Consider the following 14118-nt stretch of genomic DNA (forward strand, 5'->3'; position numbering starts at 1 on the left):
CACGCCGGCCGCCGCCCGGCCGGCCGCTAGTGGGTCACTAGTCGTCCTTGGCGCCGTCGATGCCGAGCTCGGCGATCTTGCGCGTGATGGTGTTGCGGCCTATGCCCAGGCGCACCGCCGCGTCGTTCTTGCGGCCGTGCGTGTGCTTCAAGGCGGTGCGGATCAGCGCCGATTCGAATTGCCGGCCCAGCACGTCCATCACGTCCTGCTGGCCGCCGGCCAGCATGCCGGCCGCCTGCAGTTCCAGCAGCGCCAGCCAGCCGTCCGGACCGCCGGCCGCCGGCGGCGCCTCGCCGACCGGCAGCGTCACCACGGTGCCGTGGTGCGACAGGCTGCTGTGCTCACTGGCGTGGTAGGCCAGCGAGGCCGGCACGCCCTGGCTGGACGCGCCGTTGGCGTGGCCGCCGCCCTGCTCCTGGGTCAGTTCCAGCGGCAAGTCCTTCACCTCGACGGTCTGGCCGGGGGCCATCACGGTGATCCAGTTGCACAGGTTTTCCAGCTGGCGCACATTGCCGGGCAACTCCAGGCCGCACAGGAAGTGCAGCGCCGCGTCGCTCATGCGCTTGGCCTCCACGCCCAGCTGCTTGGCGCTCTGCACCAAAAAGTGGCGCACCAAAATGGGGATATCCTCGCGCCGCTCCCTCAAACTGGGCAGACGCAGGCGGATCACGTTCAGGCGGTGATACAAATCCTCGCGGAACAGGCCGTCGCGCACGCGCTGCTCCAGATTCTGGTGCGTCGCCGTGATCACGCGCACGTTGGCCTTCATCGGCTGGTGCCCGCCGACGCGGTAGAAATGGCCGTCCGACAGCACCCGCAGCAGCCGCGTCTGCAGGTCGAAGGGCATGTCGCCGATCTCGTCGAGGAACAGGGTGCCGTTCTCGGCCTGCTCGAAGCGGCCGCGGCGGGTGGTCTGGGCGCCGGTGAAGGCGCCGCGCTCGTGGCCGAACAGTTCGGATTCGAGCAGGTCCTTGGGGATGGCCGCCGTGTTCAGCGCGATGAAGGGCTGGGACGCGCGCGGGCTGTGCTTGTGCAGCGCGCGCGCCACCAGTTCCTTGCCGGTGCCGGACTCGCCGGTGATGAGCACCGTGACGTTCGATTGCGACAGGCGGCCGATGGCGCGGAACACCTCCTGCATGGCCGGCGCCTGGCCCAGGATCTCCGGGGTTTCCGCCGGGCCCGATTCCACGCTGGCCTCGCGCAGGCTCTCGTCCAGCGCGCGCCGGATCAGCTCCACGGCCTTGTCGATGTCGAACGGCTTGGCCAGGTATTCGAAGGCGCCGCCCTGGAAGGCCGCCACGGCCGAATCCAGGTCGGAAAACGCGGTGATGATGATGACCGGCAGGCCGGGAAAGCGCGACTTCACCAGCTGCAGCAAATCGAGGCCGGAGTCGCCCGGCATGCGGATGTCGGACACCAGCACCTGCGGCGTCTCGTGGTCCAGCGCGGCGATGGCGTCGCGCGCGTTGGCGAAACTCTTGGTGGCGAGGTTTTCCCGCGCCAGCGCCTTGCCCAGTACCCAGCGAATCGATTCGTCGTCGTCTACTATCCAGATTGGCTTCATGTGTTCTCTTTGGTCCCGCAATGTGGATCTCTCAAGGGATCCGTCCCACGGATGGCGCCGAAGCCATTCATGGCAGCGGCAGCAATATCCTGAAGTCCGTAAATCCAGGCCGGCTCTCGCACTCGATCACACCCAGGTGCTGCTGCACGAAGGTCTGCGCCAGCGTCAACCCCAGGCCGCTGCCGCCCTCCCGCCCCGACACCAGCGGATAGAAGATACGGTCGCGGATCTGGGGCGAGATGCCCGGTCCATTGTCGATGATATGCAAGTCTAATGCCAGGTTGTAGCGGACCTTGGCCAGCGTCACCTGGCGCGCCACGCGGGTCTTCAAAATCAGCTCGGCGTCGCCCTGGACGATGCGTTCGGACAGGGCCTGCGCGGCGTTGTGCGCGATGTTGAGCACGGTCTGGATCAGCTGCTCCTTGTCGCCGCGGAACTCGGGAATGGAGGCGTCGTAGTCGCGCCGGATGCTGATCCCGACGGGGAACTCGGCCAGGATCAGGCTGCGCACGCGCTCGCACACCTCGTGGATGTTGACGTCGCCGACGATGTGCGGGCGGCGGTGCGGCGCCAGCAGGCGGTCGACCAGGGTCTGCAGCCGGTCCGCCTCCTTGATGATGACCTGGGTGTATTCGCGCAGCTCGGCCAGGTGCAGCGGCGGCAGCTCCATCTCCAGCAGCTGGGCCGCGCCGCGGATGCCGCCCAGCGGGTTCTTGATCTCGTGCGCCAGGTTGCGGATCAGCTCCTTGTTGACCTGGCTTTGGTCGAGGATGCGCTCCTCGCGGTCCAGCTTGAGCTGCTGCACGTTCTCGCGCAGCTCGATCAGCACGGCGCCGGGCGGCTCGTCCAGCGCCGACACCATGCTGTCGACCTGCAGCGGGTCCTTGCCGGCGCGCTCCAGGGTCAAGTCCTGGCGCAGGTCGGAGAACTTGTGCTCGCGCGCCTGCGCGATGATGTGCTGCAGCTCGTCCGGGTTGGTGAACAGCGCCGACAGCTTCTGGCGCGCCAGCGCCTTGAGCGAGCTCTCCAGCAGGTTCTCGGCGGCCGCGTTGATGTAGGTGATGTGGCCGTCGGCGTCCAGCAGGATCACGGCCGAGGCCAGCAATTCCATGCCGGCCAGCGATTGCGGCCGCACGATGGCGGCGGCCGCGCGGGCGATGTTGGTGACGAGGCTCATGGGCACTCCCCCTTAGATGGCAATCCGTGGGACCGCCCCTGGGTCAGCGGATGTTGGCGATCTCGCGCTTCAGGGCTTCCACATTCTTTTCCGAGCGGCTGATGCTGTCTTTCAGGTTGGCCACGCGTTCCTGGTATTTCGCGTAATTGCGCTCGTCGCCGCGCCGCTCGGGCTCGCCGCCGTTGAACTCGCGCTTGAGCTCGGTCAGCCTGGCCTGCTCGCCACTCAGCTCGTCCTGCAGGATCTGGCGCCGGTCGTTGTCGCGCGCCTTCTGCTCGCCGCTGTCGACGCGCGGGAAATCGCCCGGCGTGGCGGCCGGCGCGGGCGCCGGCGCGCGCGGGCGCTGGGCGCCCTCGACCCGTCTCGGCGCGGGCGCCGGGATCGCGCCCGGGATGTCCAGCGGCTTGCAGCCGGCGTGCTTCCGGGTGTCGGTCAATTCCTTGTGGCCGCCGGCGTCCACGCACAGGTAGATCTGCTGCGCCTGCGCCGTCGCCATCCCCGCGGCCCCGCTCGCGGCGAGCGTCAACGCTCGCAAAAAATTCCAGGTAGTCATGCCCCGACTATACAACATCCGCCAAAAAAAACGCGAGGAGAGCCGGGCTGTCCTCGCGTTCGGTGGTGCGCCGGTTGGCACCGGCGCAGTCGCTATTACAGCGAGTAGTACATGTCGAATTCGACCGGGTGCGTGGTTTGACGCATACGGGTGACTTCGGTCATTTTCAGTTCCAGGTAGGCGTCGATCATGGAATCGGTGAACACGCCGCCGCGGGTCAGGAACTCGCGGTCCTTGTTCAGCGCGTCCAGGGCCTCTTCCAGCGATGCGCAGACGGTCGGGATCAGCGCGTCTTCTTCCGGCGGCAGGTGGTACAGGTCTTTCGACGCGGCTTCGCCCGGGTGGATCTTGTTCTGCACGCCGTCCAGGCCGGCCATCATCAGCGCGGCGAAGCACAGGTACGGGTTCGCCAGCGGGTCGGGGAAGCGGGTTTCGATACGGCGGCCTTTTGGATTGGCCACGTGTGGAATACGGATCGAAGCCGAGCGGTTGCGGGCCGAGTAGGCCAGTTTCACCGGCGCCTCGTAGCCTGGAACCAGACGCTTGTACGAGTTGGTGCCTGGGTTGGTGATCGCGTTCAGCGCCTTGGCGTGCTTGATGATGCCGCCGATGTAGTACAGCGCGAAGTCGGACAGGCCGGCATAGCCGTCGCCGGCGAACAGGTTTTTGCCGTCTTTCCAGATCGACTGGTGCACGTGCATGCCGGAACCGTTGTCGCCAACGATGGGCTTGGGCATGAAGGTGGCGGTTTTGCCATAGCTGTGGGCCACGTTCCAGACCACGTATTTCAGGTTCTGGGTCCAGTCGGCGCGCTCGACCAAGGTCGAGAACTTGGTGCCGATTTCATTCTGGCCGGCGCCGGCCACTTCGTGGTGGTGCACTTCGACCGGGATGCCCAGCGATTCCAGGATCAGGCACATTTCCGAACGCATGTCCTGGAAGGAGTCCACTGGTGGCACTGGGAAGTAGCCGCCCTTGACGGTTGGACGGTGGCCGCTGTTGCCGCCTTCGATGTCCTTGTCGGTCGACCAGGAGGCTTCGTCGGAATCGATCTTGACCGACGCGCCGGACATGTCGATTTTCCACTTGACGGAGTCGAAGATGAAGAACTCTGGCTCGGGGCCGAAGTAGGCGGTGTCGCCCAGGCCGGACGATTTCAGGTAGGCCTCGGCGCGCTTGGCGATGGAGCGCGGGTCACGGTCGTAGCCCTTGCCGTCCGACGGTTCGATCACGTCGCACTGCATGAACAGCGTGGTTTCTTCCATGAACGGGTCGATGTTCGCGGTCGCTGGGTCCGGCAGCAGGATCATGTCCGAAGCTTCGATACCTTTCCAGCCGGCGATCGAGGAGCCGTCGAAAGCGTGACCGGATTCGAACTTGTCGATGTCGAAGTGCGACACGGGCACGGTCACGTGCTGTTCTTTACCACGGGTATCAGCGAAGCGGAAATCAACGAATTTGACTTCGTTGTCTTTAACCATTTTCAAGACTTCTGCGGCGGTCAATGCCATGCGTATCTCCTAGTGAAAAAGTGGGTCAGCCCACGCTATCGGTAGTGCGTGCGACTAGAAACTCGTGGAACTATAAAGCAGGAAGCGTGCCAACACAAAAGGAATTTCCTTATGCAACATGTTTCTTTCATTGTGCAGGCAACTGATCCTAAAATCGTTCGGGCCCCAAAACGCACTGTTTTTGCGCAATCTCAACACGGCACCAAAAAGGTGCAACCATTAAATTACGCACTTGTTTGGTGCTTTTTTGGGAATCCCCGGAAAAACGCATCACATTGGTGCAACGGCCCGGTGCGAACGATTCGGGCTACTATAATAAACGCAATATTGACACCTGGAGTGGGAAAAATCGCCATGAGCACCATTAATGACATCCTGGACCGCGCGCGCGGCCGCGACACCTCCCTGCCCTACGCCGGCGCCGTGACGCCACAGGAGGCGTTTGCACTGCTGCAGGCCGATCACGGCGTGAAGCTGATCGACGTGCGCACCAATGCGGAGCGCGACTGGGTGGGCCGGGTGGCGATCCCGGAAACCCAGCATGGCGCGGTGCAGTGGAGCACGTATCCGGGCGGCGTGCCCAATCCGCAGTTCGTCGAGCAGCTGGCGGCGGCGGCCGGCAAGGACCAGGTGCTGCTGTTCCTGTGCCGTTCCGGCGTGCGCTCGCGCCACGCGGCCAAACTGGCCACCGAGCACGGCTATACGCAGTGCTACGACATCCTGGAGGGATTCGAGGGGGACAAGGACGCCGACGGCCATCGCAAGACCGTCGGCGGCTGGTGCAAGGCCGGGCTGCCGTGGACGGGGGCGTGACCCCCGTCCACGCCGGACGGCGGCCAAGGGGACAGACCCGCGATCACCGACGCTGACTCTGGCGTCAGCTTGTGGCGCGGAGGGTCTGTCCCCGGTTTGGCGATTACAGCGCGTAGTTCAGGCGCGCGTAGACGTAGCGGCCGGAACGGCCGAACGGCGAGTAGTTCGAGTACGGCGCGTTGCCGGTGGTGTTCAGCGCCGCCGGGTAGGAGTCCGGATACTGGTCGAACAGGTTGTCCGCCCCCACCGCCAGCGACAGCTTTTTGGTGAACGCGTAGCGTCCCTCCAGGTCCACCAGCGTCTTGGCGCCCAGCCAGAAGTCCAGCGCCGGCGTGGTTCCCGGGGCCAGGATCTTGCCGTAGCGCGTGGCGCGCGCGGTCACGCCGAACGGGCCGTGGGACCAGGTCGAGCTGGCGATCAGCTTGGTCTTCGGCGTGCCGTCCGTGAAGGTCAGCACGTTGACCCGGTCGAACAGCACCGGCGCCGGCGACAGCGCCGCCAGCTGCGCCGTGACCGGCACCTTGGTCACGTCGGTCTTGGTGTAGTTGGCGGCCAGCGTGAAGTCCAGCTTGCCGTAGCCGCCGGTCCGCACCGGCAGGCTGGTGACGATGTCGATGCCCTTGGTGGTGGTGTCCACGCCGTTGATGAAGAAGCGGCCGCCGCCCACGCCGATGAAGCCCTGCGAGGTCAGGTAGTTGCGCACATTGGCCGCCGTCAGGTTCTCGGACAGCACGATGCGGTCCTTGATCTTGATGTGGAAGGCGTCCGCCGTGATGTTGACCGCGCCCAGGCGGATCACCGAGCCGAGCGAGAAGTTGACCGACTTTTCCGCGTCCAGCGGCTTGGCGCCGAGCGCGATGGCGGCCGGGCTGCCCGGCTTGAAGGTGGTGATCTCGAACGGCACGCCGTTGATGAAGTTGGTCGAGGTCGAGGTGAACGACTGCTGCTGCAGCGACGGCGCGCGGAAGCCGTTCTGCACCGAGCCGCGCAGCGCGAATTCCTTGGCGAAGTCGTAGCGGCCGGCCAGCTTGCCGGAGACGCTGTTGCCGAAGTCCGAGTAGTGCTCGGCGCGCACCGCCACCGATCCCAGGAACTGCTTGGTCAGGTTGGCCTCCACGTCCACATAGGCGCTCAGCGCGCTACGGTGCACGTCGCTGGCGTCGGCCGGACGGAAGCCGGGGAACACCTGGGCGCCCGGCGGCGCCGGCGTGCCGTTGGCCAGCACCTGGCCGCCGTAGCGCCAGGAGTCGTCCTCGCCGGCGAACAGCTTGTAGCCCTCCCGGCGCGCCTCGGCGCCCACCGCCACGTTCAGCGGCGAGGACAGGCCGGCCTCGAACTGGCGCACGCCGGACAGGTTGAAGGTCAACTGGTCGTAGGAGAAGCCGCCGGCGTAGAACGCGGTCTTGCTGGACGGGCCGATCGAGCGGTTCAGCGTGTTCTCGATGGTGTAGGCCATCTTGTTCTTGCCGTAGCCCAGCGAGGCGTCCATGTCCCAGTCGCCGATGGACCAGGTGACGCCGCCGGTGGCGCTGTGGTCGTCCACCTCCGGCGCGATGATGGGCAGGAAGCCGTTCGGGTAGATGGCGATGATGTTCTGGTCCTGCAGCGCGCGGCGGAAGAAGCCGGCCGACTGCGCCTCGCGCTTCTGGTAGCTGCTCCAGCCGTACAGCTTGACGCCGCCCTCCAGATTGTAGCCGGCGTTGGCGAACACGGTCGACTGCCGCATCTCGGGCTCGCCGTACCAGGCGTTGAAGCGGTTGATGGTGGCTTCGCGCGGGTCGAAGGCGCCGTTCACCAGCGGGTATTGCTGGCGCACGTCGTAGCCGCTGCGCTCGGTGTGCTCCTGGTCCTTGTACTCGGCGGCGATGGTCAGGTGGCCCGCCTCGCCCAGCTCCAGGCCCTTCCAGCCGCTGACGGTGGCGGTGCCGCCGTCGTGGCGCTTGCGGGAGGTTTTCGCGTCCCAGGTGGCGCCGGCCGGCAACGCGCCGGCGATGAAATCGTACTCGGTGCGGCGCTCGCCGTAGCCGGCGGTGAATTCGCCGCCGGAGCGGTCGGTGCGCAGGCGCAGGTTGACCACGCCGGCGATGGCGTCCGAGCCGTACTGGGCGGAGGCGCCGTCGCGCAGCACCTCGATGTTCTTGATCATCGCCGACGGGATGGTGTTCATGTCCACCGACGAGGAGCCGCGGCCGATGGTGCCGTTCAGGTTCACCAGCGAGGAGGTGTGGCGGCGCTTGGAGTTCACCAGCACCAGGGTCTGGTCCGGCGCCAGGCCGCGCAAGGTGGCGGGACGCACGGTGTCGGTGCCGTCGGCCAGGCCTGGGCGGGGGAAGTTCAGCGACGGCAGCGCCACCGACAGCGCCTGCGCGATTTCCGGCACGCCGCTGTTCTTGATGGTGTCGGCGCTGATGATGTCGACCGGCGAGGCGGTGTCGAGCGCGGTGCGGTTGGCGACGCGGGTGCCGGTCACCACCACGGTGGCCGAGGGTTCAGCGGGGGCCGGGGTGTTCTGGGCACCGGCGGCGGAGACGAACAGCGAAGCGACGGCAAGCGCGATCCCTTGCATTTTTGGCGCGGTATTTCTCTGCATTGCAACCCCTAGATGGTCTGATGGAAAAGAAATATTGCGTTTCCACAAATGCAAAGTCAAAAGAAATCCGCGTCACACTATCAAACGCGTAGCGAATGTTTTCGAGAAACAACAGATTCAGGAGTGAATTAAGTAGTTTTACTTACGCGCTTTCGGGGGCCGGCGCGGCCTCGGCGCCCAGGTGGGCGAGGATGCGCTGGCGCACCAGGTTGATGTGGCCGCGCAGGCCGTACAGCTCGTCGGCGAAGGCCAGCGGGATGGAGATCTGGTTGACCGTGTCCTCGATCTCGTTGAGGCGCGCCAGCTGTTCCGCGTGGATGCGCGCGCGCGCGTCGGCCGGCGCGGCGGCCAACGCCTGCTCCACCGTGCGCAGCTGGCCGTACCAGCGGAACACGCGCGAGCGGATGCGCCACACGTACAGCGGCGGCACCACCTTGGACAGCGGCAGGATCAGCGCGCCCAGCGCCACCACCACCACCCACATGCGGTCGAAGAAATTGGCCAGCCAGAAGCTCATATAGCGCTGCAGGAAGGGCGGCCCGTCCTTGTAGAACTTGGCCGCCTCGTGCGCCAGCGGGATCTCGGTGTAGCGCGGCGAGGGGAACTGGCCCTGCTGCTGGAACCAGCCGGCGCCGCCGTGGATCTCGCCGGCGGCCTGCACGAACAGGTCGACCAGGGCCGGATGCAGGTCCTCGCGCGCGACCAGGGTGGCGGTGGGCGCGATCAGGTGGTAGTCCTTGGCGGGCAGGTCGCGGCCCAGGTCGACGATGCCGCGCGGCAGCACCGCGTGCGCCAGGAACGGCAGGCGGCGCGCGTAGGCCTCGGCCTGGGCGAAGTCGAACAGCTTGATGCCGGGCGTGATGAGCAGCATCTGCACCAGCGGCGCGTCCGGCGCGGAGCTGAACACCAGGCCGTCGATGCGCTTTTCCAGCAGTTCCACGGTGGCGGGCGTGTTCTCCAGCGCGCTCAGTTTCAAGTCCTCCGGTTCGACGCCGTTGGCGGCCAGCACCTGCTTGAACATGCGCGGCACGCCGCTGCCCTCGGGCCCCAGGTTGATGCGCAAGCCCTTCAGCCGCGTCAGGTCGGCCACCTTCACGTCCTCGCGCAGGAACAGCCAGACCGGCTCCGTGAACAGGCTGCCGATCGACACCAGGTTGCGGCGCTGGGCGTCCTCCTGCGTGATGGAGCCGCTCTGCACGAAGCCGATGTCGACGCGGCCCGCGTTCAGGCGCTGCAGGTTCTCCAGCGAGCCCTGCGAGGGCCGCAGTTCCACCTTGATGCCGTGCCTGCCCAGCAGCTCGGCGTATTTCTTGCCGAACACCTCGTAGGCGCTGTTCTCCTGGCCGGTGGACAGCGTCACCACGCGCGGCGGCGCGGGATCGACCAGCAGGTAGGCGGCGAAGCAGGCGGCGGCAATGGCCAGGATGGTGGGGCCGGCCGTGACGAGCAGGTCGCGCGGCGAGAAGCGGGTGAACGCGAGGATCTTGGACATGTGGTGGCGCATGGGTTTCATGGGGCACCACGATGCCAGCACATGGTCGATTATGCAAGGCCGCGTGAAAGGGGACAGACCCGCGTTCCGCCCCTCGGGCCAAAGCCAAGGTGCGTGGCGCGGAGGGTCTGTCCCCGGTTTGGCTGCCCCCGGCGTCAGGCGCCGCAGGCGCGCGGCGGGGCTTTCGGCGCGGCGGCGGCGTTGCCGGCCGGGTTGTGCGAGACGGCGATCACGCCGCTTTTCGGCGGCGCGTCCGGCTCGATCAGCGGCATCAGGCTGGGCGCCAGCACCGCCAGCAACTGCACCGGCAGCGCGCTGGTGAAGTCGTAGTTCTTCGATTCCGGCCCGTGCACATAGGCCGTCATGCTGCCGTAGAAGCGCTCGCCGATGTTGAACACGAAGGTGGCCGAGCGGTTGACGAAGCGCGACTCGATCAGCCGCCCGCCGCCGCCGTACACCTCGAAGCGCTGGTCGCCGGTGCCGGTCTTGCCGCCCACCGGGATCACGGTGCCGTCCGACATCACGAAGGCCGTCTTGGCGCGCTTGGCGGTGCCGTCCGACACCACCTCCTTGATCACGTCGGCCACCGCGCGCGCCACCTCGGGCGCCAGCACCTGCTCGTTGCTGGTGGGCTTGCCGCGCTTGACCAGGGTCTCGTACGGCGTGCCGGCGGCGAAGTGCAGCGAACTGATTTTCTGGCTGGCCTTGCGCACGCCGCCGTTGATGATGATGCCCATCATCTCGGCCAGCGCGGCGGGACGGTCGGCCGACGCGCCCAGCGTGGTCGCGTACGACGGCACCAGCGACTCGAAGGGGTAGCCCATTTTCTTCCACTGGCGGTGGATGGCCATGAAGCTTTCCATCTCGACCAGGCCGGCGATGCGCTTGTCCTGCGCGTGCTTGCGGTGGGTCTTGAACAGCCACTGGTAGACCTCCTGGCGCTCCTTCTCGGACGCGGCCACCGCCTGCGACAGCGTGGCGCCCTCGTTCTGGCGCAGGTAGGCCACCAGCCACAGCTCCAGCGGGTGCACATTGGCCAGGTAGCCGCGGTCGGCCAGCGACCACTTGTCCATCGCGTACTGCTCGAACATCTTGGCGGCGCGCTCGTCGCCGACCTCGTTCTGCGACGGCAGGTTGTCGTTCAGGAAGGCGCTGAACTCGGCCGGCGTGGCCCGCGGGTACAGGGTGCGGTGGATGTTGGCCAGGCGCAGCGGCGTGGGCCGGATGCCGCCCACCAGGATCTTGTCCAGCTCGGCGGCCGGCTTGCCCTTGTACTTGGCCCAGAAGCGGTACATGAACTCCTTGCCCTCCTTGTCGGCGAAGCGCGCCAGGTACTCGGCGCGGCGCGGATCGTCGGCGTCGGCCAGCAGCGAGGCCGACGAGCCCGGCGCCTGGAACATGTAGTACTTGACGACGTCGCGCATCAGGCGCACGAACACCAGGTTGGTCGAGCGGCGCAGCGCCTCGCGCACGGACAGGATGCGGCCGTTGTCCTCCTTCGAGAAGTTGCCGAAGGTGTGCACCCCGCCGCCGGTGAAGAAGCCCTCGCCCGGGTTGCCCGAATACTTGCGCTCGAGCGCGGCCTGCAGCATGGCCGGCAGGTCGCGCTTGCTGGCCGGGTCCAGGAAGTAGGCCACGGCCCACTGGCTCAGCTTGTCCTGCGGCGCCAGCGTCGTCTTGCGCAGCTGGTCCGGCGTCATGCCCTCGTAGCGCTTGTGCAGCTGGTCGACGATGTCCATATAGGTCACCAGCGTGCGCAGCTTGGCGGTCGAGCCCAGGTCCAGCTTGGCGCCCTCGTTGATGTCCAGCGGCTGGTCGAAGTTGTCGGTCTGCAGGCGCAGGTAGTTGGTGTGCTCGCCCTTTTCCAGCAGGGTGAAGCTGTACACCACGTTGGCCGGGTCGCCGTTGCCCAGCATGCCCTTGCCCGTCAGGCCGGCGGCCTTGGCCACCTCGGGGTCGCGCAGGTCGCGCAGCATCCGCGTCACGGCGCGCTGCGCCTGGGCGTCCAGCGTGCTGACCACCTGCAGGTCCAGCCGGTCCAGGTTGTACATGCGGTTGTCGCCCAGCAGCGTGGCCAGGTGGTTGCGCACCGAGTTCGAGGCCTTGCGCTCGACGAAGGACATGGACGGCGCGGCGGCCAGGCCGTTGCCGGCGGCCGGATGCAGGCGCTCCTTGAGCGCGGCGTCGCGCAGTCGCGGCGTGATGATGCCGGCCTGCGCCAGCACGCGCAGGTGGCTGTTGGCCAGGGTTTCCAGGTCGGCGTCGCCGTCGCCCAGGTAGTAGCTGGGGCGGCGCTGCGCGATGAACAGGCTGAGCGCCTCCTTGAACGCCAGCGCGCTGCCCGGCTGGTCCATCTTGCCGGCCAGCAGGCGGTTGACCTCGTTGAAGTCGCGGCCGTACCAGACCCACAGGCCGTCGCCGATGCCGTTCACCTCGCCGTAGCCGGGCTTGGCCGACAGCGGCACGGTGTTGAGGTAGTCGACCACGATGCGGCGCCGCGCCTCGGTGGTGTCCGGGCCGCCCTGGTAGGCGCGCAGCGTGGCCGAGACCATCTGCTGCAGCTTGTCCTTCATGGAGCCGGTGCGGCCCTCGGGCGAGTGGCGGTATTTCTCGATCTGCGTGGCCAGCGTGCTGCCGCCGGCGGCGCGCTGCCCGCCCGCCACGGTGCTGACGGTCTTCTCGAACACGGCCTTGCTGAGGCGGTCCCACTCGACCGCGGGGTTGCGGTTCGGATAGGTGGAGTCCAGCAGTTCGCGGTTCTCGATGAACAGCAGGCTTTGCACCAGCGCGGTGGGCGCGTCCTTGAAGCTGGCGTAGGTGCGCTCGGGATAGGTGGCCGAGAACAGCGTCTCGGCGCGGCAGTCGGCGATGTTCAGGCCGGTGCGCGTCTTTTCGCGGTAGGTGGTGAACACGCCCATGTCGTTCAGTTCCACCATCTTGGGCGAGAAGCGCGCCTGCGCGGCGATCTCGTAGTCGCGCGCCTTCAGCTTGCCCAGGTAGTCGGGCATGTTGGCGTAGCCCAGGCGCTCGTCGTAGGGGCTGTCGTGCGGGAAACGGATGGCCTTGCTGGGGCCCGGCTCGACCTTGTAATTGAGCTTGCCCACCAGGTTGGAGAAGAACCTGGCCTGCATGGCCGAGCTGCGCATCTCCTGCGCCAGCCACCACACGGCCAGCGACAGCAGCACCAGCATCAACAGGATGAAGGCGTTGCGCGGCCGCTTGCTCTTGCGCGGCGGCTCGGCGCCCTCGGGCGCGGCGGGCTGCGCGTGCGCCAGGTGCACCGCCTCGGGCGGATGGGTCAATGCGGAGGGCTGCGTCAACGGGGGAACGACGTGCAGGCGGTTGCTGCGTTTGATGCCCAGGGACGCGGCGCCTGCGCGCAATTTGCGCACCGCGCGCTCGACAAAACCGGGCCTGCTATTACGTGGATTGCTTAACATTTTGCTTCAACCGTCGTGTTTCAGTGGTACTGCTCTTGATCTCCATTGCACCACATCGGCGGCGCGCGCACGGGCCGCGCCGCACAAATATTGACGTAGTCGGGGGCTTTTTCGCAAAAAAACAACGACGGTCCAAACACCCCGTCACGCAAGCGTCACAAGCGCCGCAAGGGTTGTCGGCGTCATACGGGTTTGTACTCGGCCGCCAGGCTGTCCAGCCCCGCGCACAGCCGCGCGAAGGCGGCGGCCGCCTGCGCCGGCTCGCCCTTCACGCCCAGCTCGATGTGGCGGCGGGTGCGCGCGTCGCCCACGCTGGGCAGGCTGAACACCTTGATGCGCGGGTATTGCGCCTCCAGCGCCAGCATCAGCGGCGTCAGCGCCGACTCGGCGGCCTCGTACACCAGCACCGCGTGCTCGGCGCGCGGTTCGCGGTTGAACAGGTCGGCGTGGTGCGTGTCCAGCACCCATTCGATCATCGGCCAGGCCATCACGGGGAAGCCCGGCACGAAGTAATGCGTGCCCAGCGCGAAGCCGGCCACGTTGTTGTAGGGGTTGGGGATCAGCGCCGCGCCCTCGGCGAATTCGGCCATCTTCAGGCGGTGCAGGTTCTCCGGCGAGTCCAGGTCGGCCGTCTGGCCGGCCTCGCGCGCGTTCTGAAGGATGCGCTGCTGGATGTTGTCCTTGCCCCGCGGGTGCAGCGCCAGCGGCCGGCCCAGCGCGTCGGCGGCGGCTTGCCGCGTGTGGTCGTCCGGCGTGGCGCCGATGCCGCCGCAGGAGAACACGATGTCGCCGCCGGCGAAGGTGCGCCGCAGCGTGGCCGTGATGCGGGCCGGGTCGTCGCCCAGGTATTCGGCCCAGGCCAGCTGCAGGCCGCGCGCGGCCAGCAGCTGCACCACTTTGGGGAAGTGCTGGTCGATCCGTTTGCCCGACAGGATCTCGTCGCCGATGATGATCAATCCGATAGCCATGCCCTGCTCC

General features: G+C 67.1%; 9 protein-coding genes. 1 reads left to right on the plus strand and 8 read right to left on the minus strand.

What is annotated here, in order from left to right; translation table 11 throughout:
• Positions 1-37: 37 nt before the first annotated feature.
• The 4 genes from ntrC to glnA all read right to left on the minus strand — a co-directional run bounded on the left by ntrC (position 38) and on the right by glnA (position 4805).
• On the minus strand, positions 38-1564 hold the full coding sequence (gene ntrC / locus BM436_RS26810; RefSeq protein ID WP_093558597.1) for a nitrogen regulation protein NR(I): 1527 nt from the start codon (positions 1562-1564) through the stop codon (positions 38-40).
• A gap of 67 nt (positions 1565-1631) precedes the next feature.
• The gene (gene glnL / locus BM436_RS26815) at positions 1632-2741 is read right to left on the minus strand and encodes a nitrogen regulation protein NR(II) (protein WP_093558598.1); all 1110 of its coding nucleotides are present in this window, start codon (positions 2739-2741) and stop codon (positions 1632-1634) included.
• Positions 2742-2784: 43 nt separating this feature from the next.
• Positions 2785-3237 (minus strand): DUF4124 domain-containing protein, encoded by a 453-nt coding sequence (locus BM436_RS26820; RefSeq protein WP_229490758.1) that lies wholly within the window; start codon positions 3235-3237, stop codon positions 2785-2787.
• Between the two features lie 152 nt (positions 3238-3389).
• Positions 3390-4805 carry a type I glutamate--ammonia ligase gene (gene glnA / locus BM436_RS26825; RefSeq protein ID WP_093558600.1) on the minus strand — a complete coding sequence of 472 codons (1416 nt, stop codon included), beginning with the start codon at positions 4803-4805 and terminating at the stop codon, positions 3390-3392.
• Between the two features lie 354 nt (positions 4806-5159).
• Between glnA and BM436_RS26830 the strand changes: the two genes are divergently transcribed.
• Positions 5160-5618 (plus strand): rhodanese-like domain-containing protein, encoded by a 459-nt coding sequence (locus tag BM436_RS26830; RefSeq protein ID WP_093558601.1) that lies wholly within the window; start codon positions 5160-5162, stop codon positions 5616-5618.
• A 103-nt stretch (positions 5619-5721) separates the two neighbouring features.
• Here the strand turns inward: BM436_RS26830 and BM436_RS26835 are convergent, their stop codons facing one another.
• The 4 genes from BM436_RS26835 to BM436_RS26850 form a co-directional block, all read right to left on the minus strand.
• Entirely contained in the window at positions 5722-8208 is a 2487-nt protein-coding gene (locus BM436_RS26835) for a TonB-dependent receptor plug domain-containing protein (protein ID WP_093558602.1), read from the minus strand.
• A gap of 142 nt (positions 8209-8350) precedes the next feature.
• Positions 8351-9700, minus strand: a complete 1350-nt coding sequence (locus BM436_RS26840; RefSeq protein WP_093558630.1) for a TAXI family TRAP transporter solute-binding subunit — start codon at positions 9698-9700, stop codon at positions 8351-8353.
• Positions 9701-9855: 155 nt separating this feature from the next.
• The gene (locus BM436_RS26845) at positions 9856-12981 is read right to left on the minus strand and encodes a transglycosylase domain-containing protein (protein ID WP_229490765.1); all 3126 of its coding nucleotides are present in this window, start codon (positions 12979-12981) and stop codon (positions 9856-9858) included.
• A gap of 341 nt (positions 12982-13322) precedes the next feature.
• Entirely contained in the window at positions 13323-14108 is a 786-nt protein-coding gene (locus tag BM436_RS26850) for a competence/damage-inducible protein A (protein WP_093558603.1), read from the minus strand.
• Positions 14109-14118 lie beyond the last annotated feature (10 nt).

The sequence above is a fragment of the Pseudoduganella namucuonensis genome (assembly GCF_900116645.1).
GTDB lineage: Bacteria > Pseudomonadota > Gammaproteobacteria > Burkholderiales > Burkholderiaceae_D > Rugamonas > Rugamonas namucuonensis.